The 25580-nt window shown below is 61.4% G+C and carries 21 protein-coding genes and 1 tRNA gene; 13 read left to right on the forward strand and 9 right to left on the reverse strand.

Annotation, left to right across the window (positions count from 1 at the left end; translation table 11 throughout):
- Nucleotides 1-98 precede the first annotated feature (98 nt).
- The 9 genes from AAAV21_RS05655 to aroF form a co-directional block, all read right to left on the reverse strand.
- Entirely contained in the window at nucleotides 99-902 is an 804-nt protein-coding gene (locus tag AAAV21_RS05655) for a helix-turn-helix domain-containing protein (RefSeq protein WP_349108081.1), read from the reverse strand.
- Nucleotides 903-1124: 222 nt separating this feature from the next.
- A complete protein-coding gene (gene aroQ, locus AAAV21_RS05660; protein WP_349108083.1) occupies nucleotides 1125-1559 on the reverse strand; it encodes a type II 3-dehydroquinate dehydratase in 435 nt (144 codons plus the stop codon).
- Nucleotides 1560-1623: 64 nt separating this feature from the next.
- Complete coding sequence (locus tag AAAV21_RS05665; protein ID WP_349108085.1) at nucleotides 1624-2874, reverse strand: shikimate kinase; 1251 nt, start codon at nucleotides 2872-2874, stop codon at nucleotides 1624-1626.
- Entirely contained in the window at nucleotides 2875-4020 is a 1146-nt protein-coding gene (gene pheA, locus AAAV21_RS05670) for a prephenate dehydratase (RefSeq protein ID WP_349108087.1), read from the reverse strand.
- A 43-nt stretch (nucleotides 4021-4063) separates the two neighbouring features.
- The gene (gene aroC, locus AAAV21_RS05675; RefSeq protein ID WP_349108088.1) at nucleotides 4064-5161 is read right to left on the reverse strand and encodes a chorismate synthase; all 1098 of its coding nucleotides are present in this window, start codon (nucleotides 5159-5161) and stop codon (nucleotides 4064-4066) included.
- 1 nt (nucleotide 5162) lies between these two features.
- Nucleotides 5163-6482, reverse strand: coding sequence for a 3-phosphoshikimate 1-carboxyvinyltransferase (gene aroA, locus AAAV21_RS05680; protein ID WP_118256532.1), 1320 nt, complete (start codon nucleotides 6480-6482; stop codon nucleotides 5163-5165).
- Nucleotides 6476-7582, reverse strand: a complete 1107-nt coding sequence (gene aroB, locus AAAV21_RS05685) for a 3-dehydroquinate synthase (protein WP_349108089.1) — start codon at nucleotides 7580-7582, stop codon at nucleotides 6476-6478. The genes aroA and aroB overlap by 7 nt, the downstream gene beginning before the upstream one ends.
- Before the next feature lie 36 nt (nucleotides 7583-7618).
- On the reverse strand, nucleotides 7619-8533 hold the full coding sequence (locus tag AAAV21_RS05690; RefSeq protein ID WP_271743404.1) for a prephenate dehydrogenase/arogenate dehydrogenase family protein: 915 nt from the start codon (nucleotides 8531-8533) through the stop codon (nucleotides 7619-7621).
- A 3-nt stretch (nucleotides 8534-8536) separates the two neighbouring features.
- On the reverse strand, nucleotides 8537-9562 hold the full coding sequence (gene aroF / locus AAAV21_RS05695; protein ID WP_195404115.1) for a 3-deoxy-7-phosphoheptulonate synthase: 1026 nt from the start codon (nucleotides 9560-9562) through the stop codon (nucleotides 8537-8539).
- Nucleotides 9563-9766: 204 nt separating this feature from the next.
- Here aroF and AAAV21_RS05700 point away from each other — a divergent pair.
- From AAAV21_RS05700 to AAAV21_RS05760, 13 genes are all read left to right on the forward strand, one after another.
- Nucleotides 9767-9843, forward strand: a tRNA-Arg gene (locus AAAV21_RS05700).
- 76 nt (nucleotides 9844-9919) lie between these two features.
- Entirely contained in the window at nucleotides 9920-12643 is a 2724-nt protein-coding gene (locus AAAV21_RS05705) for an HAD-IC family P-type ATPase (RefSeq protein WP_349108091.1), read from the forward strand.
- A 103-nt stretch (nucleotides 12644-12746) separates the two neighbouring features.
- Nucleotides 12747-13889: a zinc ribbon domain-containing protein gene (locus tag AAAV21_RS05710; RefSeq protein ID WP_349108093.1), complete on the forward strand. Its 1143-nt coding sequence runs from the start codon at nucleotides 12747-12749 to the stop codon at nucleotides 13887-13889.
- 107 nt (nucleotides 13890-13996) lie between these two features.
- Nucleotides 13997-14539: a peptidylprolyl isomerase gene (locus AAAV21_RS05715; protein WP_055249980.1), complete on the forward strand. Its 543-nt coding sequence runs from the start codon at nucleotides 13997-13999 to the stop codon at nucleotides 14537-14539.
- An 11-nt stretch (nucleotides 14540-14550) separates the two neighbouring features.
- The gene (locus AAAV21_RS05720; protein WP_233503136.1) at nucleotides 14551-15855 is read left to right on the forward strand and encodes a tetratricopeptide repeat protein; all 1305 of its coding nucleotides are present in this window, start codon (nucleotides 14551-14553) and stop codon (nucleotides 15853-15855) included.
- A gap of 127 nt (nucleotides 15856-15982) precedes the next feature.
- On the forward strand, nucleotides 15983-17014 hold the full coding sequence (locus AAAV21_RS05725) for a rod shape-determining protein (RefSeq protein ID WP_006236061.1): 1032 nt from the start codon (nucleotides 15983-15985) through the stop codon (nucleotides 17012-17014).
- Between the two features lie 78 nt (nucleotides 17015-17092).
- The gene (gene mreC, locus AAAV21_RS05730; protein ID WP_349108096.1) at nucleotides 17093-18034 is read left to right on the forward strand and encodes a rod shape-determining protein MreC; all 942 of its coding nucleotides are present in this window, start codon (nucleotides 17093-17095) and stop codon (nucleotides 18032-18034) included.
- A 12-nt stretch (nucleotides 18035-18046) separates the two neighbouring features.
- A complete protein-coding gene (locus AAAV21_RS05735) occupies nucleotides 18047-18613 on the forward strand; it encodes a hypothetical protein (protein ID WP_117646379.1) in 567 nt (188 codons plus the stop codon).
- A 13-nt stretch (nucleotides 18614-18626) separates the two neighbouring features.
- Entirely contained in the window at nucleotides 18627-20696 is a 2070-nt protein-coding gene (gene mrdA, locus AAAV21_RS05740) for a penicillin-binding protein 2 (protein WP_349102712.1), read from the forward strand.
- Nucleotides 20697-20705: 9 nt separating this feature from the next.
- Complete coding sequence (locus AAAV21_RS05745; protein WP_349102711.1) at nucleotides 20706-21932, forward strand: FtsW/RodA/SpoVE family cell cycle protein; 1227 nt, start codon at nucleotides 20706-20708, stop codon at nucleotides 21930-21932.
- An 18-nt stretch (nucleotides 21933-21950) separates the two neighbouring features.
- Nucleotides 21951-22880, forward strand: coding sequence for a hypothetical protein (locus tag AAAV21_RS05750; RefSeq protein ID WP_006236071.1), 930 nt, complete (start codon nucleotides 21951-21953; stop codon nucleotides 22878-22880).
- 10 nt (nucleotides 22881-22890) lie between these two features.
- Complete coding sequence (locus AAAV21_RS05755; RefSeq protein ID WP_349108098.1) at nucleotides 22891-24768, forward strand: TIGR03960 family B12-binding radical SAM protein; 1878 nt, start codon at nucleotides 22891-22893, stop codon at nucleotides 24766-24768.
- A complete protein-coding gene (locus AAAV21_RS05760; RefSeq protein ID WP_117757141.1) occupies nucleotides 24765-25577 on the forward strand; it encodes a TIGR03936 family radical SAM-associated protein in 813 nt (270 codons plus the stop codon). Before AAAV21_RS05755 ends, AAAV21_RS05760 begins: the two co-directional genes overlap by 4 nt.
- Nucleotides 25578-25580: the final 3 nt, after the last annotated feature.

Below are 25580 nucleotides of genomic sequence, written 5' to 3' on the forward strand. Positions count from 1 at the left end.
GCCTCTCGCTATTTTGAAAGGGTTTCGAGGCGCGAATTCGTGCTGGGCTTTGACTAGATTGCTTGATTTTACGTCTGATCGCGTACTTTTCCACCTGGTTAACTTAGATAAAACTGGGGTTCGAACCAGTTTTCGAATGAGTAGGAATCATTTTTTTCCGTCCATTTGTCGTCGTCAATGAGGAATCTGAAATCATCGTCCCCGCAGATATCTTCGGGCCATTGATCCCAACCTAAATCTCTTGGATAGCCGTTTGCATCGAGATCGGTCTCATCGGATTCCCAGTCGGAAACGAGTTCGAATGACGCGTCTCGAATCAGCCTTACAAGTAGTTCTTGTGCAACGGTGTGAGCCATTAAGTCATGTCCGTGTTTTGCTCTCAGGCGATATCTAATCAGATCTGCTCGCAACCTGAACAGAAAGTCATAGTCGTACTTCATCAGGTATTGAGATGGAAGTAAGTCAATTATCCAGCTATCGGGGAGTTGTCCAACATGAGTCCCTTTTGGAAGATGAGAAAGGTCCTCAAGATCTTGATTAATATAGTCAAGCAGAATATCGGTGCCAAAGGCGAAGGACGCTGCACCTTTATAACCGTATTCGTCTTTTAAGAATTGGGACCAGGCGGCATGAGACGAATCGATTGCCAGCGATTCCTTTGTTGTGTCCTCATTAACAGTCTCTGCTGCAGAATCATCGGGGAAGTTTTTCCATTTCAGGACTTTGCATACAGCTGTTGCCTTGTCGCTTCGAATGGATTGGCCGCTCTCATACTTACCCCATGTTTTTGCCCCGATACCGGCTCTGAAAGCTGCTTCTTCTATGCTAAGACCCAGTTCTGCTCTCCTTGTTTTGATTTGGTATGCCAGATTTTCGCCAACTTGGATCGTCTTTGGAGGCATCTTTGTTCCTTTCAGATACCGGAACGTATAGGATACCTACCATATTAATACTAAATAGATGTTTGTAAAGTTGTTATGTTGTCAGTTTACGCTTGATGGGGTTCGAACGAGAAAAACGCGCGTCCACAGAATGTGTGCTGCGGACGCGCGTTTTTCTTATGGATGTTACCTTGGCGGACAGAAGACCGATGCGCTCGATCCTGTCGCTTTGTTTGCTTTTTCCTAGGCTAGACATTCTTTCAGCAGCTCCAACGCGTGGGCGTAGCCTTGGAGGCCTTCGCCGGTGATGGTGGCGAAGCAGGCTAGGCGTGCATAGCTCATCTGGCGGAAGTCCTCGCGCGTCTCGACGGCGCTGATGTGTACCTCGACGGCAGGGATGGCGACGGCCTTGAGGGCATCGAGGATCGCCACGCTCGTGTGCGTGTAGGCCGCCGGATTGATGACGATGCCGTCGACCTTGCCGTAGGCCTCCTGGATCTTGTCGACGATGCTGCCCTCGTGGTTGGATTGAAAGACCTCGACCTCGTCGAAGCCCTGTGCGGCGCCCGCTTCCTGGCAGATCTGCACTAAGCGGTCGTAGTTGTCGCTGCCATAGATGCCCGGCTCGCGAATGCCGAGCATGTTGAGGTTGGGGCCGTTGATGACGAGTGCTTTCATGGATGCTTCCTTTGCGATTGGAAAACCACCACAAAGGTGCCTGTCCCCTTTGTGGTGGTTTTGGTTAGAGAGCGGGTGGGAGGGTGTCGAGGAGGGCTTGGGCGGTGTTGGCGGCGCAATCGCGCGAGTCGATGATGTAGTCGGCCCAGGCGCGGTAGCGCGGCATGCGCTGCTCGGCCAGCTTGTCGATGCCATCGCGGGCGGTGATGGGGCGACCCTTGTGGGCGAGTTCGTCGAGCTTACGGTTGAGCATCACGATCTGGCTGTTCTGGTGCAGTAGCGGGTAGTTCTCGTCGCGCGTGACCACGCCGCCGCCCGTGGAAAGCACCAGGCCGCTGTGCTTGGAGATGCCGGCCAGCGCCGCCGTCTCCTGCTCGCGGAAGGCCGCCTCGCCGCGCTCGACGATATAGTCGGCGCAGGGCATGCCCAGGCGTTCCTCGAGGGCGCGGTCCAGGTCGATGTGCTCTCGCCCCGTGAGCAGGGCAATCTGCTCACCCACGCGGGTCTTGCCCGAGCCCGGCATGCCGATCAGCGCGATGTTCTGTTCGCGGCGTGACAAGCGCTCCGTTACGTCCAGGATGCGCTCACGCGGGGTGACCTGGCCGGTATAGCGCTCAACGGCTTGCGCCGCCTGGGCCACGAGCATGAGCAGGCCGCCGATGCAGGGGATGTCGCGGCGCTCGGCCTCGAGCATCAGGCCCGTACGGGCAGGGTTGTAGACAATGTCGATAACGCCTTCGAGCGCATCGAGCCCTTCGAGCGTGCAGGGGGCGTCGGGGCAGTGGGGGAACATGCCGGCGGGCGTGCAGTTGACGAGCAGGGCGGCGTCGGACTGCTGCGCGATGTTGTCGTAGTTGACTTCGCTCGTGCGGCCGACCGGCACGACGATGGCGCCCAGGTCGCCGAGCACCATGCTGGCAGTGGTGCCGGCGCCACCGGTGGCACCGAGCACGAGGGCCTTCTTGCCGGCGACCTCAACGCCCAGCTCCTCGACTAGGCACTGAAAGCCGAAGTAGTCGGTGTTGTCGCCGCGCAGGCGGCCGTCGGGCAGGCGCGTGATGGTGTTGACGTTTCCCATACGCTCGGCGAGTGGACTCAGCTCGTCCAGGTATTCCATGACGGCGCGCTTGTAGGGGATGGTCACGTTGGTGCCCTCCCATTCGTCACCCGTCATAAAAGCCTGGAGGTCCTCGGGCTCGCGCTCAAATCGTACGTACTCTAGCCCCGCGAGCTCCTTGTAGATGGTCGGGGTGTAGCTGTGGCCCAGCACGCGGCCCAGCACGCCGTAGGGGCGGGTTGCGGCGGTATCGGCCATCTAGAGCACCTCCGTGTAGCTGCCAAAGTAGGTGAAGCTCTCGCACACGTCATCGATGGAGTCGAGCAAGTCGTCGAGGGCCTTGCTACCAAAGGGGCAGTCCAGGTCAAAGTAGAACATAAACTCAAAGTCATGCCCGGGGATGGGACGGCTCTCGAGCTTGATGAGGTTGATATTGAGCGCGTAGAAACGCTCGAGTACGCGATAGAGCGCGCCCGGCTCGTTGGCCGTGGTAATCATAAGCGAGGTGCGGTTGGCACCGGGGTAGACGCGTGGCTCGCGGCTGATGACGACAAAGCGCGTGTAGTTGTTGTCCGAGTCCTGGATGTTGGGCTCCAGCACCTCCAGACCATAGAGTGCCGCGCAGCTGCGCGATGCGATGGCGGCAACATCGGTGCGCTCGGAGCTGGCGACCATCTCGGCCGACATGGCGGTGTTGGGGTACTTGGTGGCGTGCAGGCCGTGCGCCTCGATAAAGCTAGCGCACTGCGCGATGGCCTGACCGTGGCTATAGACCTCGTGCACGTCGGCGAGCTTGGTGCCGGGTTTGACGAGCAGATTGTGGTCGATCTTGAGACGCAGCGAGCGCACGATATGGAAGTCGAACTGGGCGAGCAGGTCGTAGACGGCGTTAACCGAGCCGGCGGTGGAGTTCTCGATGGGCAGCACGCCAAACTCGCAGAAGCCGTCGCGCACGGCGCGCATGACGCCCTCGAAGGTCTCGAAGAACGCGATGTCGGGCACGTCGAAGAGTTTGCACGCGGCGATTTGACTGTAAGCGCCCTCAACACCCTGGCAGGCGACGGTGGCCGTCTGGGGGAAGGGCGTATCGAAGGCCTCGGCCGTGGCGTGTGCCCTTTGCGAGACCGTGATGCCCTTGAGCTCGTTGATATAGCGCTGCTGCTCGGCCTTGCTCATGCTCATGAGGAGACGGAACAGGGTGATGGTCTGCGCCTCGTAGCGCTCGGGCGCGCGGCTGGCGAGGTTGTTGAGCTTGGAGCGCTCACGGGCGGGGTCGAAGACGGCCTTGCCCATCTCGATTTTTGACTTGGCGACCTCGGTGGCAATGTCCATGCGCTCGACAAAGCTGTTGAGGAGCGTGGTGTCGATGCCATCGATGGCCTGGCGAATGTCAGCAAGGTCCATGGAGACCCCTTTCACGTGTCGGGGGATGTTGAGGGGTGGGTAGTTAGCGCTGGGCGGCGTCCTCGAGGAGGGCGTCCCAGATGGCGAGGGCGGCGGCTGCCTCGGCTACGGGGACGGCTCGGGGGACGATGCAGGGGTCGTGGCGGCCGTGGACCGAGAGCTCGGCATTTTCCATAGCGTCCATGTCTACGGTCTGCTGCTCGCGGCCAATGGAGGGCGTCGGCTTTACGGCCATGCGCCACATGACGGGCGCGCCGGTCGAAATACCGCCCAGGATGCCGCCGGCGTTGTTGGACTCGACCTCGATCTCGCCGGTCTCGGCATCGATGCGATACGGATCGTTGTTCTCGCTGCCGCGCAAGGCGGCCACGGCAAAGCCCATGCCAAACTCCACGCCCTTTACGGCGGGAATGCCAAAGGCGATTTGCGCGATGCGGTTCTCGATGCCGTCGAACATGGGGTCGCCGATGCCCGCGGGAAGCCCGTAAATGCCGCACTCCACGATGCCGCCGATGCTGTCAAGCTCGTCGTGCGCGGCTAGGATCTCCTCGCGCATGCGGCCGGCTGCGACGGCGTCAATGCACGGCAGATCGTTCGTAAGGATCGCCTTGCGGTCGGCCTTGCGATAGACCATGTCGTCCATCGGCAGGTCGGAGATACCGCCGATCTGCGCCACATGCGCCATGACCTGAATGCCGCGGGCCTCGAGTGCCTGCAGCGCAATGCCGCCGGCGATGCACAGGGGTGCCGTTAGGCGGCCGGAGAAATGCCCGCCACCAGCGACATCGTGCATGTTGTGATACTTCACGCGCGCAGGGAAGTCCGCATGTCCCGGACGGGGCTTGCGACGCAGCTCGGAGTAATCCTTGGAGCGCGTGTTGGTGTTCTCGATAATCGCAGCGATGGGCGCGCCGGTGGTGTGTCCATCGACCACACCGGCGATGATATGCGCGGCGTCGGCCTCGCGGCGTTTGGTCGCGGTCTCGTCGCGACCGGGGGCGCGACGGTTCAAAAAGGCCTGCAGCGCTTCTTGGTCAACGGCGATGCCGGCGGGGACGCCATCGAGGGAGCAGCCGATGGCGGGGGAGTGCGACTGGCCGAAGATGCTTAAGTGCAAGACGTTGCCAAAGGTCGAGGACATGCTATTCCTCCTCGAGTGTGACCTTGCCGCCCAGCAGGCGGTAGTGGTCGAAGAAATCGGGATAGGACTTGTTGACGGCCTCGGCGCCGTGGATCACGACCTCGCCGGTGGCGCGGCTCGCGGCGATAGCGGCCATCATGGCGATGCGATGGTCGTTGTGCGAATCGACCTCGCCGCCGGTGAAGGCATCGACACCCTTGATGATGAGGTCATCGCCGGCAATGCGCACCTGCGCGCCCAGCGCGGTGAGCTCGCGGGTGGTCGTGACCAGGCGGTCGGATTCCTTGATGCGCAGACGGGCGCAATCGCGGATAAAGGTGCGGCCCTGCGCCAGCGAGGCTACGGCCGAGATGACGGGCACCAGGTCGGGAATGTCGTGGGCGCTCATCTCAAAGCCGGCGAGCTTGTCGGACTGCACGGTGGCGGCGTTGGTGGAGCGTACGATGCGGGCGCCAAAGCGCGAAAGCGCGGCAAGCACGTTGCGGTCGCCCTGCGCGGAGCTCAGGGATACACCTTCGACTGTGATGGGGTCGGTGCCGATGGCGCCGGCACACAGCCAAAAGGCAGCGTTGGACCAGTCACCCTCGACGGCTACGCTGCCGGGCGTACGGTACGAGCCGCTGCTCACGCGGAAGTTCGTGACCTCGGGCTGGCCATCCTTGGCCGGAATACGCTCGACGTTGACCTCGACGCCAAAGGCCTTCATGGCCTGGATCGTCAGGTTGATGTAGGGGCGGCTCTCGATGAGGCCGGTTACCTGCACGCAGGAGGGCTGGGCCAGCAGCGGGGCTGCCAGCAGCAGGCCCGAGATATACTGCGAGCTCACGTTGCCCGGTAGTACAAAGGTGCCCGGGCGCATGCGTCCACTCGTCTTGAGCGGAAAACCGCCCAGGCCCTGTAGGTCGCAGCCGGCGGCGATGATCTCGTCCGAGAGTGGGGAGAGCGGGCGGGCGCCCAGACGACCCTGACCCACAAAGGTGGCCTCTGCCCCCAGAGCGCAGGCGACGGGCAACATAAAGCGGAGCGTGGAGCCGCTCTCGCCGCAGTCAAGCGTGCCGCCGGCAAGGGCCTTGAGCAGGCCAAACTCAACACTTTTCATGGTGGGGTGGACCTGGAAGCCGTCCTCGACGGTCTCGATGCGAGCACCCAGGGCCGTAAGGCAACGCACCGTAGCCTCGATGTCGGCGCAGGTGGTGTTGCAGGTGACGTGCGTCTCGCCGTTGGCAAGTGCGGCGCAGATGATGAGGCGATGTGCCATCGACTTGGACGCGATGGCGGGAACGGTGCCCTTGAGCGGGGACGGGGTGATGCGGGCTAGCATGCGGATGCGTCTCCCTTCTGGCCGAGGCCCTCGGCAATGAGTTCGTGGAAAGTGGAAAGCGGTGTGCGGTCGATGCTGCAGCGGCCAATGCCGTGCGGAATCACCAGGTCGATAGTGTCGCCCGCGCGCTTCTTGTCGTGGAGCGCCTCGGCAAAGACGGTATCGGCATCTAGGTCGCAGCGGGTCTTGAGGCCATGGCGGGCGCAGAGCTCCTCAATACGACCGGGCAGTGCAGCATCGCAAGCGCCGTGCAGGGCCGCGGCGCGTGTGATGATGCCCATGCCGATCGACACACAGTTGCCGTGTCCGAGCTCAAAGTGCTCGCAGGCTTCGACGGCGTGTCCGGCGCTGTGTCCAAAGTTGAGAAGCTTGCGCTGGTTGGTTTCGCGCTCGTCGGCGACGACCACTGCGCGCTTGATATCGATATTACGGGCGATGATGAGTGCCACGCGGGCCACATTGCGGTTGAGGAGCTCCAGCGTGAGCGGGGTCTTCTCCAGCTCGGCGAAGAGCTCTGGGTCGGCGATCACGGCGTGCTTGACGACCTCGCCGCAGCCGTCGGCGAACTGCTCGGGCGTAAGGGTGGCCAGGCACCCCACGTCGGCGATAACCACATTCGGCTGCCAAAAGGCGCCAGCCAGGTTCTTGCCGGCGGCTAGGTCGATGGCGGTCTTGCCGCCCACCGACGAATCTACCATGGCGAGCAGACTCGTGGGGATCTGCACAAACTTGCAGCCGCGCATGTAGGTGGCGGCCACAAAGCCCGCCACGTCGCCCACGACGCCGCCGCCGAGTGCCACGATCACATCGGAGCGCGAAAGCTCATGCTCGGCTACAAACTCCAGGATGCTGATGTAGGTCTCGGCGCGCTTGTGTGCCTCGCCGGCTTCGAAGGTGCAGATGCTCACCTCGTAGCCTGACGCCTCCAGGCTCTGCTTAACGGGCATCTGGTAGAGCGGGCCCACGTTGGTGTCCGTCACGATGACGGCCTTGGTGCCGCCGGCAGTGGCGCGCACGAGCGGCCCCGCCTGCTCCAGCAAAAACGTGCCAACATGCACCTGGTAGGGGCGTGCGGTGTCGATATCGATGGTAATCGCCATAAGCTTCGGTCCTTTCGACCTGGCGTGATAGGTGGTCTAGTGGGAGGCCTCGTCGTCGAGTGCGCGCTTAATGCGGTCGCCCTCGGCAAGGAGATTCTCCAGATAGCGCTGGTCGCGGTCCTTAAGGGCGCGGCTGTATGCGCCGAGCGATTCGATCAGATGGTCGATCTCGAAGGCGAGCGCATCGGCGTCATCGATCATGAGCTCTGACCACATTTGCGGGTTGAGGTGCGCCACGCGGGTGAGGTCGCGGTAGCTGCCGGCCGAAAAGCCGTGGTGGACCTGAGCGGTCGGGCTCTTAACATAGGCGTTGGAGACGACGTGCGCGAGCTGGCTCGTAAAGGCGATGACGCGGTCGTGCTCGGTGGCGCTCGTTACGCTGAACTTGCCAAAGCCCAAGGGACGTACCATCTCGCGCACCTGGCCCAAAAGCTCCAGCTTAAGGGCGTCGTCCACTGCGGGCGGTACAAGCACGAGCGGTGCGCCCTGGAACAGGTCGGAGCGGGAATGCGCGTAGCCCGAGAACTGCGTGCCCGCCATGGGGTGCGCGCCCACAAAGTAAAAACCGTGCTCGCGGGCAAGCTTAAAGGCGCGCTCGCACACGATGTTCTTGACGCCCACGGTGTCGATCACCACGGGGCCCATGATGGCCTCGGTGTCGGTGGCGTCGGCGAGTGCCTGAGCGTGCGCTTCGAGCCACTCGATGCAGGCCTCGGGATAGCAGGCAAGGACGATGATGTCGCACTCGCCGAGCGTCTCGTCGTTGAGCTCGCCGGCAACGGTGCCCATGCTGGCGGCCGTCATCACGTCATCGTCGGGGTCCCAGGCCAGCACGCGAACGCCCGCCTGCGCATAGCCGCGGGCAAAGCTGCCGCCGATGAGGCCCAGGCCCACGATGCCGGCGCACTTGGGGCCACCCTGGTTAACGCGTGCGTTTCTCACCGTACCCATGGGCTACTCCTGAACGGGTTCTTGGCAGACGACCTCGCGGATGGCGCGGATGCGGCGCATGGTGTCGTCGAACTGGTCGGGCGTGAGGGCCTGGGCGCCGTCGGACCAAGCGTGGCTCGGGTCGTCGTGGACCTCGATCTCCAGGCCGTTGGCGCCGCAGGCGGTCGCCGCGAGCGCCATGGGCTCAACGTAGCGGGTGTAGCCGGTGGCGTGGCTGGGGTCGGCGACGACGGGCAGGTGCGACAGGTGGTGCAGCACCGGCACGGCGTTGAGGTCGAATGTGTTGCGGGTGCGGGTCTCGAAGGTGCGGATGCCGCGCTCGCACAGGATGACGTTGTCGTTGCCCTCGCTCATGATGTACTCGGCGGCCATGAGCAGCTCATCGATCGTGCCGGACATGCCGCGCTTAAGCAAGATCGGAGTCTTGGTCTTGCCGACCTCTTTGAGCAGAGGGAAGTTCTGGGCGTTGCGGGCGCCGATCTGCATGACGTCGATCTTCTTGTCCAGGAAGACCTGCACGTCGCGCGGGTCCATGATCTCGGTGACGATCGGCATGTCGAGCTCGGCAGACGCCTCGCACAGCAGGTCCAGACCGGCGGGGCCCATGCCCTGGTAGGCGTACGGGGAAGTGCGGGGCTTGTAGGCACCGCCGCGCAGCATCGTGGCACCGGCGGCCTTCACGCGGCGGGCGATGCGGATGAGGTTCTCGCCCTCGACGGAGCACGGGCCGGCGATGACCTGGAACTGATCGCCGCCGATCTTGACGCCGTGGCCGCAGTCGATGACGGAGTCCTCGGGGTGGAACTTGCGGTTGGCGCGCTTGAACGGCTCGGAGACGCGCTGCACGCGCTCGACGACGTCCATGGACTCGAGCAGGAACGGGTCGATCTTGGTCGTATCGCCCACCAGGCCGATGATCGTCTCGTTCTCGCCGCGCGAGACGTCGGTCTTCAGGCCCTTTTTTTCAATCCAGCTGACGATATGGCTGACGGCCTCGTCGCTGGCGCTCTGCTTTAAAATTGCAATCATGGTGTGCCTCTCACCTCGATGGATAACCCTTGTAAAAACGGCCCGCATCGCGAGCCGTGTATATATGGTGCATGAGAGTTTATACTATCTGATTCGCTTTTGCCTTCTAAAGTGGGCCGTTGCGCCGCGTCTTCCTCGGAATTGCAAAGCTTTTTCTTTTATTTTGATAGCCCGTGGCGCACTTGGGTATAATGCCTACCGTTCGCCCTATTAGCTCAGAGGATTAGAGCGTCTGCCTCCGGAGCAGAAGGCCGTTGGTTCGAATCCAACATGGGGCACCATCGAACGTGAGACCGTCCGAACCTCGCATGGTCCGGGCGGTTTTTCTTATACCGACGCGACGTGATGGGACGTGGTATGGCAGCAACGGATATCGAGCGCGGACTCTCGACCGCCGAGGTCGAGGAGCGCATCGCCGCCGGTAAGATCAACCGCAACATGGAGCTCAAGACCAAGTCGGTCAAAGAGCTCATCATTGAGAACCTCTGCACGTTGTTCAATTTGATCAACGTGATCTTGGCTTTCCTGGTCATTTTGACCGGTTCGTTTAAGAATCTGACGTTCCTGTTCGTGGTGTTCCTCAATACCGCTATTGGCGTCATTCAGTCCATGCGTTCCAAGAAGATGGTCGATAAGCTTACGCTGCTAACCTCCAAGAAGGCCATCGCGGTGCGCGACGGCGCTGAGGTGGAGCTCGACCTGGACCAGATCGTGCTCGACGACATTATCCGCTTGGGGCGCGGTGACCAGATTCCCGCCGACGCCGTGGTGGTTTCGGGCGAGGCGCTCGTGAACGAGAGCCTGCTGACGGGCGAGAGCGACCTTATTAAGAAGCAGCCCGGTTCCGAGCTCATGAGCGGCAGCTTTATCGACTCGGGCTTGCTGCGCGCCCGCGTGATCCATGTCGGCGCCGACAACTACGTGGCCAAAATTAATAACGAGGCCAAGTACGTCAAAAAGGTCAATTCCGAGATCATGAACGCGCTGAACGCCATCGTGCGCTTTGCGAGCATCATCATGATCCCGCTCGGTTTGGCGTTGTTTGCCTCGAGTGTGAGCGAGCTGTGGGATGCCGCAGGAACCCCGGGCGATAGCGCGCTTTCGTGGTGCTTCTCCGAGCTGTTGGCTGGTCATGTGCCTTCGTCGGCGCTGCTGTCCACAGTGGGCGCCCTGCTGGGCATGATCCCGCAAGGCCTGGTGCTGCTGACCTCGTCGGTGCTCGCCATCGCCACGGTGCGCCTGGCCCGCCGCAAGGTGCTGGCGCAGCAGCTCTACTGCATCGAGACGCTCGCTCGCGTCGATGTACTGTGCCTGGACAAGACGGGCACCATCACGTCGGGCCGCATGGAGGTCGAGGGTACCTATCCGCTACCGGTCGAGGGCGTTGCCCTGGGCGTGGGGGAGAACGGGGCATCTGTTCCCGTCGATACCACGGTGCTCGATTTTGCGCTGGCTAACGTCGCGCGTGCGACTTCGGCCGATGCCAACGAGACCTGCCAGGCGCTGCTCAACTATTACGCCGATCGCCCAGTCGAGGTGTCTGAGCCGCTGTCGGTCATTCCATTCTCGTCGTCTAAAAAATGGAGTGGTGCTTCGTTTGCACAGGGCTCCTATGTGATGGGCGCCGCGCAGTTTGTGCTCTCTGATCGTGTGTTTTCGCTGGTCGAGAACTGTGTCGCCGAGCTTGCCGATACCTGCCGCGTGCTCGTGGTGGCGCGCGTTGACGGCTTTACGCCCGATGGAGATATGGTGGGCGAGGCCGAGCCCGTGGGCTTTGTGACCATCCGCGACGAGATTCGTGCCTCGGCGGCCGAGACCATCGGCTACTTTAACGAGCAGGGCGTGACGCTCAACGTGATCAGTGGCGACGATCCGCGCACGGTGTCGTCGATCGCGCGCGTGGTGGGCGTGCCGGGGGCGGACGCTTATGTGGACGCCACGACGCTCGATACGCCGGCCAAGCTCGATGCCGCAGTGGACCGCTACCATGTCTTTGGTCGTGTGACCCCGCAGCAGAAGCGCGAGCTCGTGCAGGCGCTCAAGCGACGTGAGCACACCGTGGCCATGACGGGCGACGGCGTCAACGACGTGCTGGCGCTCAAGGAGGCCGACTGCTCCGTCGCCATGGCGGCCGGCTCCGATGCCGCGCGCAACGTGGCCGAGATCGTGCTCGTCGACAACGATTTTGCCTCGATGCCCGCCGTGGTGGCCGAGGGCCGTCGCTCCATCAACAACCTGCAGCGTTCGGCCTCGCTGTTCCTGTCTAAGACGCTGTTCTCGATGGGCCTGGCGGCGCTGTGCATCGCGCTGCCGCCGTACCCCTTCGAGCCCATCCAGATGACGCTCATTAACTTCTTCTGCATCGGCGCGCCGGGCTTTGTGTTGGGCCTGGAGCCCAACAATGCTCGCGTGAAGGGGTCGTTCCTGACGAACGTGCTCAAGCGGGCACTGCCGGCGTCGATTGCGGTCATTTTGGCCGCGGCGCCCGATATCTTTGTTGCGCGCGTGTTTGGCTTTAGCCAGCTCACGCTGTCTACGATGTGCTTGCTTACGTCGTGCGCGGCGAGCGTCAGCCTGATCTGGCGTATCTCGCAGCCTCTCACGCCCTTACGTGTGGTGCTCTTTGTATTTGTAGTCGCCGGCATCTTGGTGGGCGTTATCGGATTCCCGGAGCTGCTGTCTATTGCCAACCTGACGATGGGTCAGATGGTTATCTTGGCTGTCATCGTGGTCTTTACCTGCTCGGTGTTCTTTAAGCTCGCCACGATGATGGATTCGCTCAAGCCGCGTCGTCGTCATGCCGCAACTGGTTTTGGCCGCGGTGTGCGTGTCCGCCTGGGTCGCGGTGGCGGCAAGGTGAGCTCGACGGGTTCGACGGCGGAGCGTTTTGCCAAGCGTGTCGCCGCCGACATGGCGCAGCGCCGCGAAGCTCGCACCGTTCGTGAGGCCGAGGCCCGCGCACTCGAGGGCGTGGCCCAGGCCCAGCCCAAGAAAAAGAAGGGTACCGGAACCAAGCGCTCTCGCGTGACCAAGTCCGCCCAAGGCATCAAAGTCTCGATGCCAAGCAAAAAGAAGAAGTAACTACGCACCCTGCCGATGTTGAATTGGTGCCTTGCTCCTGTGGGGCCGTGGCGATGTTATGCTCTAACCTCGATTGTTTGAATTGCTTCGAAAAGAGGATGCCGTGATCTGCCCGCATTGCCTTAAGACTATCGAGGACGGCGCCTCGTTCTGCCCCTACTGCAACGCCTACGTGGGTCCGGGCGATGGTCCGGAGCACACCGAGTTCGTGTTCTGTGAGGGCTGCGGTGCCCGTCTTTCTCCGCATGATCGTACGTGCCCCAAATGCGGACGCCCCGCTCCGGGTATCCTCTCCGAGGACGCGGCCGCATCCGACCTGGCAGCGGGCCGCACGGCGGGCTTTCCGCGCCTAACGCAAGAGCAGATTGACACCGAGGTGCCTCATGCGCCGACCTCTGCCGCTGCAGTGCTCTCAGACGCCGCCGACCCCAATGAGACCTGCGTGCTGCCGGCTTTCGATAAGGATTTCGGTATCCCCAAGGTCGATATTCCCATGCCCGTTTCCCTGCATGACGATGCTCAAAAACCCAAGCGCAAGGTGCACCCCGACGAGGACGCCTATCACAAGCACAAGCGTCATATTCCCAAGCCGCTTATTGTCATCGCGGTCCTTGCCGTCGTTTGCGGTGGTGCCTATTGGTTCGTGACGGCCGATCCCATGGGTGTTATGCCCGGCTTCTACGACCAGTTTGGCCAAGCTGCACAAACCACCTTCCCCACGCGCCAAAAGGGCGAGGCCACTGAGGACGATACCAAGCAGGATGATTCTGCCGAGGTGGTCCAGGAAGAAACCGTGCTCACCGATGATCAGCTCTATACCAGGCTCGACGGTCTGTATCAGACCATCGTGTCCTATGCTGACGAGGATCAGATCGGCGAGGTCATCGATTCGTTTAACAACGGCTATCTGCGTACACCGCTTTCCACCCGCCAGGAGCTGTCGCAGAGCGCTTATGCCCTGCGCGACCAGATCAAAAAGACCCAAGACGAGCTCAACAGCCTTAAGGTGCAAGACGATACCGTCTACGCGGAGGATATCGAGCACCTAAAGCAGCTTGCCGAGTGGATGTACGAGCGCGTCGACGTGATTTGCCAGAGCTGGGATATCTCGCTGGCCATTCCCGATGGCGAGTCGATGAGTTCCCACCAAAGCGAGATCCTGGCGCCCATCGCGCAGGGCGGCAATAGCGCGCTGAACCAGTACGATGCCAATGTGGGTTCCTGGAAGCCGCAGCAGCGTTCCTAAAATTAGTTCGCCATAGTCGGCATAACCTACGTGCGCAATTGATGTAAGCCCGTGCTTATTGCTACAATTCGTACAAATATGCTTTAAACGTACGAGGAAGGAACCACATGTTTGGTTTTAAGAAAGAGCTCTACACGCCCGAGTATCAGCTTGTCGGCGACGAGTGCGCCGTAATCGAGACGTCGAAGGGTACCATCAAGGTCAAGTTTGACGGCGAAGGCGCTCCCATTCATGTCGCGAACTTCTGCGAGCTTTCCACGATGGGCTTCTATGATGGCCTTAAGTTCCATCGCTATGTGCCCGGTTTTGTTATCCAGGGCGGGGACCCCAATACCCGCGACATGTCCGGCGCCGACGTCGCTGCCGGTCTTGAGGGCCCCGACGGCATGCCCGGTACCGGTGGCCCCGGCTACTGCATCAAGGGCGAGTTTGCCACCAATCCGCGCAACAGCCATGTCGATGGCGCCCTTGCCATGGCACGCTCCATGGACCCCGATTCCGCGGGTTCGCAGTTCTACTTCTGCCTGGGTGCCCAGCATAACCTCGATTCCGGTTACACCGTCTTTGGTACCACGGTCGAGGGTCTCGATGTGATTTCGCAGCTGCGTGCCGGCGACGAGATCGTTCATGTCGAGATCGTTCACGAGTAAAGGGGACTTCCTTGAATAGCCAGCTGATCCAACAGGGCCGCGCCGCTTACCGCGCGGGTGATTTTTCCGCTGCAGCCCAGATGCTTGGGGCGGCAAAAACTCCCGATGAGATTATGGGCGAGGCCGATCACCTTCGTGGCAACGCCTTGATGCACCTGGGCATGTATGCCGAGGCCGCCGAGGCCTATGCCGCCGCCCTCAACGACGGCACCTACGGCAAGCGCGGCGCGCTGCTCACCAACCGCGGCAAGGCGCTCGCCGCCGTGGGCGACTACACGACGGCCGCCCAGGCGTTTTCTGCTGCTACGCAGGATGCTTCCTATGCCACGCCGTTCAAGGCCTATCTGGGCCTGGGCAATGCGCTGTTCCAGTCGGGCGACTATGCCAACGCGGGAACCGCCTTCCGTCAGGCTGCCATCGACGGCGCCAATCCGGCTCCTGCCGCCGCACTCGGCGAGCTCGGTCGTTGCTTCATTAAGCTCGGCCGTCCGGCGGATGCCGTGGAGACCTACCGCACGGCTATCGACTTTGCCGGCCCCCGCGACGACACGCGTGCGCTCAACGCCGGCATGGGTCAGGCGCTTTCTGCCGCCGGCCGTCCCTCCGACGCACTCGACGCCTTTAACGCCGCTACTGCCGATGGCATCTACCAGCTCACCTCCGAGCAGGCCGATGAGCTTGCTCGCGTGCAGGATTCGCTTGCTGCGCTGTCTGCCCAGACGGCTATGGCCACGGCTCCGGCGCCCGCGATGGACGCTCCTGCCGTCGATCCGCTCGATCCTACGGGTGCGACCGGTCAGTTTATGCCCGATCCCTCGGACACCGGCTTCTTTACGCTGTCCGAGTCCGAGATGGTCCAGCAGGACCGTCAGGATCGTAAGCAGGCCAAGGTCCGTCGTCGCCATCGCCACACGGGCCTCAAAGTCTTCATCGTGCTGCTTCTGCTCATTTTGATCGCTGCGGGCGGTCTGGGCTTTGCCTACACGCGCGGCTTTGGCTTCCCGTCTCAGGAGTCTGTCGTTACCGATCTGTTCCAGGCTGCCGGCGACGGTGACACCGCAAAGGCCGAGTCTTGCCTGGCCTCGAGCCTGTCCGAGGACGCTAAGTCGATGATCATCTCCTCGATTCCGCAGGGTGCCACCGTGTCCGTCGAGGGCATGGATCAGTCCATGACCGAGACGACCGCCAAGGTGAAGGCATCGCTGTCCAAGGGCGGCGAGCAGGAGTACACCGTCAAATTCGTGCGCTCCGATAACCATATCGGCTGGGCCGTTTCTTCGCTCGATATGGATTTCTCGGCTGCTGACAACCAGTAGTGACCTTATGGGATTTAGCTTTGCCCGGCGCTTCACCGCAAGTGAGGTGTCGGGCTTGCGCTAGTATGATGAGCTAGTAGTTTTCCAGCAATCATCCAACACATCAGGAGTTGCGTTGTTTTCTTTGATGGATATGTTCTTCGGTAGCTATGCGGGCGATCTTGCCATCGACCTCGGCACCGCAAATACGCTTGTCTCCGTGCGCGGGAAGGGCATCGTCATTCGCGAGCCCTCTGTAGTCGCCATCGACAAGAACGACGAGCGCATCCTGGCGGTCGGTATCGAGGCAAAGCGCATGCTCGGCCGTACGCCCGGCAACATCGTGGCCGTTCGTCCCCTGAAGGACGGCGTCATCGCCGACTTCGATGTTACCGAGGCCATGCTTCGCTACTTTATCGACAAGGCGTCCGAGAAGCGCTATCCGTGGACTCCGCGTCCGCGTGTTGTCGTCTGCGTTCCCTCCGGTGTCACGTCGGTCGAGAAGCGCGCTGTCTTTGAGGCCACGATCCAGGCCGGTGCCCGCCAGGCCTATCTGATCGAAGAGCCCATGGCGGCTGCCATCGGCGCCGACCTGCCCGTCGAGGAACCCACCGGCTCCATGGTCATCGACATCGGTGGCGGTACCACCGAGGTTGCCGTTATCGCTATGGGCGGCATCGTCGTCTCGCAGTCCATCCGTATTGCCGGCGACGAGTTCGATCAGGCCATCCTCACGCACGTTCGTGATGCCTACAACCTGGCCATCGGCGAGCGTACGGCAGAGGACATCAAGATCAAGGTCGGCTCCGCCGTGCCGCTCAAGGATGAGCTCGACGTCGAGGTCAACGGCCGCGACGTGATCACCGGTCTGCCCAAGACCGTGCGCATCGAGAGCGAGGAGATTCGTCGCGCACTCAACAAGCCGCTCGACGAGATGGCCAAGGCCGTCAAGGACGCACTCGACGCTACGCCTCCCGATCTTGCCTCGGACCTTATGTACTATGGCATTTTGCTGACCGGTGGCGGCGCGCTGCTGCGCGGTCTCGATGTGCGCCTGCGCGATGAGACCGGCGTTTCGGTCAACGTCAGCCCCACGGCGCTCGATAACGTTGTTAACGGCTGTGCCCGCGTGCTCGAGGCCAATGCGTTTGATGGCGGCTTCGTCCAGACCAATGCTTAATTTCCAAAAGGTGGATTCCATTTGGCACGATCTTCGGGTTTCTCCACAAATCTGAATACCAAGCGACAATCAACGGGTATGCGCCCGTTGATTGTTTTCAGCCTGATTTCGGTGTTGCTGCTCACGTTTTACATCCGGGAGGGCGAGGCAGGACCGATTCATGCCGTGCGCTCGGGCGTGACGACGATTACCTCGCCGGTGCGCTTTGTGGGCTCGGCTGTGGCGGCTCCCTTCAATGCGATCGGAAACGTGTTCTCTAACCTTACGGCGTCGCAGGACACGCTTGACGAGCTTAAGAAGCAAAACGAGGAACTGACCTCTAAGGTTGCCGAGCTCTCCGAGGCTCAAAAGACTGCCGAGCGACTGGAGGGGCTGGTCGGTCTGCAGTCGACCTACAACCTCAAATCGACCGCAGCTCGTATCGTCGGCGCTTCGGGCGATGCCTGGACCTCGACCGTTACCATCGATAAGGGTTCTGCCGACGGGCTTACCATCAACATGCCTGTGACGAGTTCTGCCGGTGTCATAGGCCAGATTATTGAGGTCTCGGCCAAGACGTCCACCGTGCGCCTGATTGGCGACGAGAACTCGGGCGTGTCCGCCATGGTGCAGGACACGCGCGCCCAGGGTATGCTGCAGGGTCAGGCTGACGGCACGCTGCGTCTTGAGTACGTGAGCGTCGACTCCGATGTTAAGGTTGGCGACATCATCGTGACCTCGGGCATTGGCGGTGTGTTCCCCAAGGGTCTTCCGCTCGGCACCGTCTCGTCGGTTGAGAAATCGGCAAACGACGTGTACTACACCATTGTGGTACGCGCCCAGACGACGGCCGAGAACAACGAGGAAGTGCTGGTCATTACCTCGCTGACCGACGAACAGTCGGCCTCGGATGAGGACGTGAACACGGCCAACAGCACGCCGCAGGGAACGTCGCGGGATGCTGCGACCAAGACGAAGGACGAGAGCTTGGATGACGGTTCCGACACGTCCGAGACGACCGATTCCGGCTCGAGCGAATAGGGGGGCATGTCCATGGATCTACACGAGCAGGGGATGAGCTCCCGCACGTTTGTAATCGCTGCCATCGTGTGCGTGCTGCTGCAGGCAGGCCTGGCACCGCAGATCTCCATTGCGGGCGGTCGCGTCAACTTTATGATTATCCTGGTGTGCCTAAGCGTGTTCTCGGGCGACCCGACCCGTGCCGTCGTGTGCGGTTTTTGCAGCGGCTTGTTCTATGACCTTTCCGCTGCCGTGCCGGTGGGCGTTATGTCGCTCCTGCTGACCGTGGGTTCTTTTGCCCTGGTGCATAGCGCTGCCGGTCAGACGGGCGGTACCCCGAGTGCGCGCGGCATCACTGTGGGCGCCTTCGCTTTCGTCATTAATGTGATCTACAGCATCATCTTGCTGTTTATGGGTTTGGAGACGAGCTTTGTCGTGGCGATCTTCGGCCATGCGCTGCCGTCTTCGATCCTGACGGGTCTGGTTGCCATTCCGTTTTTGATGTCCGGCGTCGTGCCGCAGTCCGGTTATGGATTCTCCGCACGTGGCGGACGCCAGACGGGCATGCGCTTTAAGCCCAAGACCCGTAAGCTCAAATAGGGGAGGCTCGTAGATGTCTTCCCAGATGACGGTTATTATCGCCGGTATCGTGCTGGTTGTGGCCATCGTAGTCGCGCTGGTCATCATGCGTCGCGGCGATTCCCGTTTTACCTACGATACGCAGCATGGAACGGCCCCGCGCGCCACCGAGGGCGAGGGCAATACCGCGGCGACCGCCTTTAAGGGCCGCTTCTCCATCCTCACCACGGGTGTGGGCGCGATGTTCGCGGCGCTTGCCGTCAAGCTGTGGGGCATGCAGATGGTCTCGTCGGACTATTATGAAAAGCAGGCTAATAGTAATCAGACGCGCACCGTTACCACACCCGCTGTGCGCGGCCGCATCCTCGACCGTAATGGCGTGGCACTTGTCCAGAACCGTCCCTCACTTGCTGTCGTGGCCTACCGCGACCTTGCCGAGGATGAGGTTCTGGTTCGCCATCTTGCCAACGTGCTCGGTATGCCCTACGTGGCGGTTCTGCGCAATATTCAGGACAATTCCGAGGGCGCCCAGAGCCTGCATACCATCGCGACGGACGTCCGTCGCTCCACGGTTGCCTATATCAAGGAGCACGCCGGCGAGTTCCCGGGCGTCAAGATTGCCGAGCGTACCGAGCGCCAGTACCCGTACGGCGAGACGGCCTGTCACATTTTGGGCTATACCGGCACCATTACCTCCGAGCAGCTTGAGGCCCAGAATAAGAAAACCTCTGGCGACGATGATGCTTCTGCTGGCCGGATTACGTACCAGTCGGGCGATATCGTGGGCCAGGCGGGTGTTGAGAGCTACTACGAAAACCTGCTGCAGGGTATTCGTGGCGAGCAGACCGTCAAGGTCGATGCCTCGGGCAATGTGACCGGTCAGGCCGGCGCCGTGCCCGCCAAGGCCGGCTCCGACATTAAGCTCACGCTCGACCTCAAGATCCAACAGGCCTGTGAGACGGCGCTGGCGAGCGCCATCGAGCTTGCCAAGACCACTGGCTACAGCAATGCCGGCAACGGCGCTGTGGTGTGTCTCGATCCCAACAACGGCGAGATCCTGGGCATGGCGAGCGAGCCCAAGTTCGATCCGTCCGTCTTTATCGGCGGCGTCTCAAATGACGTGTGGACCGAGCTCAATGATGACAAGGGTTCGCACCCGCTGCTCAACCGCGCCATTAGCGGACAGTACATGTCGGCCTCGACCATCAAGCCGCTCTCGGCACTGGCCGGTCTTGAGTTTGGAACCTACACTTCAACGCAGACAACCAACTGCACGGGCTATTGGATGGGCTTGGGCAAGGCTTGGGGCAAGCGCTGCTGGCTGACGTCTGGACACGGCACCATGACGCTGCAGTCGGGTATTGCCAACTCGTGCGACCCCGTCTTCTACGATATGGGCAAGGCGTTCTTTTATGACGAGCAACATTCCGAGGGCCTGCAGGAGGTCTTTCGTCGCTGGGGCCTAGGCAAGACCTGCGGTATCGATTTGCCGAGTGAGGGCGCGGGCCGTATTCCCGATGCCGAGTGGAAAGAGTCGTACTTTACCGACGCCTCTGCCGAGGACCGCAAGTGGAATGCCGGCGATATGACCAACATTGCCATCGGCCAGGGCGACATTTTGGTGACGCCTCTGCAGATGGCATGCGCCTACATGGGCCTTGCCAACGGCGGTAAGCAGTACGTGCCTCACGTGTTTTTGTCTGCCGTGTCGCGCGATGGCGACGGCGATGCCTATAAGTACAACGGCAAAGGCAAGAAGAAGCGCTTGGAGGCCAAGATCAACAGCGATTCGGATTTGGCTCTTGTTCGCAACGGCATGCACGACGTGATTTACACGGCATCGACGTCCCTGGCGGCTCACTTTGGCACCCTGACGCCGCAGGTATACGGCAAGTCGGGCACGGGCGAGAAAAGCGGCGAGGACGAATACGCGTGGTTCTGCGCCTATGCGCCGGCCGATGATCCCAAGTATGTCATCGCTACTGTCCTGGAGCAGGGCGGCGGTGGCTCAGATACCGCGATGCATGTCGTGCGCGACGTGCTCGGCGCGATTTATGACGAGCCCGATACCTCTTCGGCCTCGGGCGATTCTTCGGTTCGATAGGAGGTTGCGATGGATTTTTCTCCGGCGGATCTGTTCCGTTCAACCAAGACCGGCTCTCGCAGCAGCCTGGACCGCGTCAACAAGCAACTTTCGGCCTCGCGCGGTACGTTTCGCCAAAAGGTGCATATCGGTGTGCTGCTGGCTACCGTCGCGCTCGTTGCCTATGGCGCCATCATTATTTGGTCGGCGTCACAGTTTAAGGCCGACGCCTCATTCTCGCGCCACCTGCTGGGCATTGGCATTGGCGCGGTGCTTGCGGTGCTCGTCTGGCGTACCGATCTGCGCGGCATCTCTAACTTCTCGACGGCGCTGCTCGTCATTGACCTTATTGTGATCTTCTCGCCCAAGATTCCGGGCCTGTCCTATACGGGCGGTCTGGGCATGACGGGCTGGATCAAGATTCCCGGTATCGGCTTGACATTCCAGCCGGTTGAGCTTGCCAAGCTCATCACCATCTTCTTTATCGCCACGCTTGGCTCGCAGTATAACGGCCGCATCGATACCGTTCGCGACTACGTCAAGCTCTGCGGCATGCTGTCCATTCCGTTTTTGGCCGTCGTCGCCATGGGCGACCTGGGCTCGGGCCTGGTCGTGCTGGTCTCGGGCGCCATCGTCATCTGCATGAGCGGTGCACGCCGCGAATGGGTGCTGTCGACCCTGGCCCTGCTCGTGGGCCTGGTGGCCCTCGTCCTGGCGCTCGATTCGGTCTTTGATTCGTTGCTCGGCCACGATGTGCTCATCAAGCAGTATCAGATGAACCGCCTGACGGTCTTTATCGACCCCGATAATGCCGATTCGGACGATGCCTACAACCTGCAGCAGTCGCTTATCGCCGTTGGCTCGGGCGGCTTCTTTGGTAAGGGTTTGGGCCATGCGACGCAGTCGGCCGGCGGCTTTCTGCCTGAGTTCCACACCGACTTCGTCTTCGCCTTCCTGTCCGAGACCTTTGGCTTTTGCGGTTCCTTTTTGCTCCTATGCCTCTACGTGCTGCTGATCTTTTCGACGATTCGCGTCGCCTTTAAGTGTGAGTCGCTGTTCTTGCGCCTATCGTGTGTGGGCATCGTTGGCATGTGGGCGTTCCAGACCTTCGAAAACATCGGCATGTGCATCGGCATGATGCCGATTACCGGTATTCCGCTACCGTTTATTAGCTTCGGTTCGTCTTCGATGATGATTCAGCTGCTGACGGTGGGTATCGTACAATCCATATGGCGGCATCGTTTGGGCGCCGCGTAACCGCTGGAGGGGTTTGCTATGAAAATTCCCGTAGATAAGCTGACCCGCGCTTTTAAGATGGGCGCGTCCGTTAAGAAGGATTCCGATACGCCGGTGCGCGTCTCGGTCTATCTGGATTCGTCCGCCTCGCGCTTTCTTGCTGAGACGGTGCGTGACGCCTTTGTGCCGCAGACGACCTCGGGCATTGTGCGCGTCGAGCGTCTGGGGGAGGAGCGAATTGCTCCAAAGACCGATACCGATGTGGTACTGGTGCTCTCGTGTGGTTCCGACCGCCTGGAGAGTGCCGTGCAGGAGCTCGTGATCGCCGGCGCGCCCGTGTGCGTGCTTGCCGAGTCTGCTGTGGAGGTGCCGTTTATCGAGGAGTCCACGCCCATGCTCGGCGTGGTGGCGGCAACCGATAAGACGTATCTGCTCGAGACGCTTGCCCGCTGGATTCTCGATCGCACCGACAAGGAAACGGCTTTTGCGGCGAACTTTGCCTTTATGCGCATCGCGGCAGCTAATCGTATCATCACCTCGTGCGCGCTCACCAATATGGCGACCGGTGCGCTGGTGTTTTTGCCGGGCGCCGATTATCCCGTTATGGCGCTGGCGCAGGTGGGCATGCTCTTTGAGCTCGCTGCCGTCTTTGGACGCGGCATTAAGCCTGAGCGCGGCTACGAGGTCGCGGGCGTGCTTGCCGGCGGTCTTGTGATCCGCGCGGTCACCCGCGCGCTCGTCAAGCAGACGCCGCATATTGGGTTTGCCGTTAAGGCGCTCACTGCTGCCGCGGGCACCTATGGCATGGGCCGTGCGCTTGTTTCGCTCTACGAGCGCGATGTCGACTACAGCCGTGCCAACGAGGTGGTCACTGCCACGTTCTCCCGCGTTCGCGATCTGGTGACCACGGTCGCGGGCGCTACCCGTCCTATGGCGTCCTACCAAGACGCATCCGATCTCGCTGCTTAGGGGTTTTCTGTTGCGCGTTCCGTATCAAGACTGCTTTCATTTAATTGAGCCGCTGCTCGCCAAGGTCGAAAAGCCGAGCCGCTATATCGATCACGAGTGGGGCACGCTTTCCAAGGCCGATGCCGACTACCGTTGCTGCCTGATCTACCCGGATGTGTACGAGGTTGGTTTGCCCAACCAGGGCATCGCCATCCTCTACAACATCCTTAACCAGGCCGAGGGCATCTCCTGCGAGCGTGGCTATGTGCCGTGGCCCGATATGGGTGACGCCATGCGCGAGGCGGGCATTCCGCTGCTGTCGCTCGAAGGTGCTGCCCCCGTTGCTTCGTTTGATATCGTCGGTCTGCATGTGCCGCACGAGATGGCGGTGACGAACTTCCTCGAGGCACTCGATCTCGCTGGCATTCCGCTGTTAGCGGCCGACCGAGGTGAAGACGACCCCATCATCATCGCCGGCGGTCCCTCGGTGTACAACCCCGAGCCGTACGCGGCCTTCTTCGATGCCATCCTCATCGGTGAGGGCGAGGAATCGCTGCTCGAGACCTGCCAGCTGCATCGCCGCCTGCGCGACGAAGGAGTCCCGCGCGCGCAGATTGTCGAGCAGCTTGCATCCATTGGCGGCAACTACGTGCCGTCGCTCTATGAGGTTCGTCACGACGAGTCCTGCTCGCCGCATGGCTACACCGTGCCGCGTGAGGGCAAGGATGCGCCGACCGTGGTCTACAAGCGCGTCGTCGAGGACTTTAGTGCCACGAATCCGCTGTCGCAGTCGTGCGTGCCCTATGCGCAGCTGGTTCACGACCGCCTGTCTATTGAGATCCTGCGTGGCTGCGCCCGCGGCTGTCGTTTTTGTCAGGCCGGCATGACGTATCGCCCGGTGCGCGAGCGCTCGGCCGATCAGATCGTCTCGTCGGTGATTCAGGGTCTGGAAAAGACCGGCTATGACGAGGTGTCGCTGACCTCGCTCTCCACGACCGACCACTCCTGCATTCGTGACGTGCTCGGCAGGCTCAACCGTCGCCTGGAGGATACGGGTATTCGCGTGTCTATTCCGTCGCAGCGCTTGGATTCGTTTGGCGTGGATATGGCCGAGTCGGTCGCCGGCGAAAAGAAGGGCGGCCTGACGTTCGCGCCCGAGGCCGGCAGCCAGCGCATGCGCGACATCATTAACAAGAACGTGACCGAGGAGGACCTGGACCGTGCGGCCAAGGCGGCCTTCGAGGCCGGCTGGAACCGCATGAAGCTCTACTTTATGATGGGCCTTCCCGGCGAGCGCAACGAGGACATCGTGGCCATCGCCAATCTGGCCGATCACGTGCTGGAGCTCGGTCGTTCCGTGGTGCCCAAGGCTCGTCGCGGCTCGATCTCGGTGTCCATCTCGGTTTCGGTCTTTATCCCCAAGGCTGCCACGCCGTTCCAGTGGTGCCCGCAGCTCGACTACGACGACGTCAAGCGTCGCCAGAAGCTGCTTATCACGAGCGTTCGCAACCGTGCCGTCCGCGTGCATTACCACGATGCCGAGACCTCGCTCATCGAGGCCGCGCTCTCCCGCGCCGGTCGTGACATGACGCCCGTCATCATCGATGCTTGGCGCTCGGGGTCTCGCTTTGACGCCTGGGTAGAGCATTTCTCGCTCGATAACTGGAAGGAGGCTGCTGCCAAAAACGGCATCGACCTCAATGAGCTCGTGCACCTGCCCTACGAGTTGGACTGGCGTCTGCCGTGGGAGCATGTGAGCCCCGGCTGCACGCGCGGCTTCCTCGAGCGCGAGTACCGTCGCTCGCTCGAGGGTGTCACGACTCCCGACTGCACCCGCACGTCGTGCACCGGCTGCGGAATCTGCCCTACGCTCCACGCCAAGAATGTATTGATGGGTGATCGCGCATGAGTGAGCGCCTGACCGACAACCCCACGCTCTTTAGACTTCGTGTTCGCTATGGCAAGCGCGATCGCCTTAAGTACCTGGGCCATCTCGAAGTAATCCATACCATTGAGCGCATCGTGCGCCGTGCGGGACTTCCCTATGCCGTCACGCAGGGCTTCTCTCCGCACATGCGAGTGGGCTTCTCTTCGGCGCTACCGGTGGGTACGTCGTCGATCTGCGAGTGGTATGACCTGTTTATGACCGAGTTCGTGGCGCTCGACGAGGCGTTTGGGCGCCTGGCTGCGGCGTCTCCGGCCGATCTGGCGCCCATCGAGGCGGCGTACATCGACGTGCGCACGCCGGCGTTGACGGCGCAGCTCACGCGTCTGTCGTATCGCATCGACCTGCACTTGGATCCCGAGGCGCCCGTAAGCGCCGACGAGGTGCGTCGTGCGATCGACACGCTGCGCGCGGACCATGGCATCGACTACGCGCGCGGCAAAAAGAGCAAGCGCTTGGATTTGGATCACACGCTCGTGGGCTATGAGCTCACGGCGGGGGAGCGCCCTGACCATTTGGTGCTCATGCTCGACACCCATGCCGACAACGAGGGCTCCATGCGTCCGGAAATTTTGCTTTCCGCTGCTGATGTTTTGTTGCAGGGCTTGACCCCGGGCGTGGATGCACCTATTGTTTCCACCGGTATGCAAGACCTCGTGACCATCTGCTCCTACGATGTCGAGCGTCAGAATCAAGCATGCGAGGACGACGAGGGCCGACTCGTCAGCCCCATACCTGTGCGAACTTGTGGATTTGCTCCACATACTCGTTGACGG

The organism is Collinsella sp. CLA-AA-H302 (assembly GCF_040093305.1).
GTDB lineage: Bacteria > Actinomycetota > Coriobacteriia > Coriobacteriales > Coriobacteriaceae > Collinsella.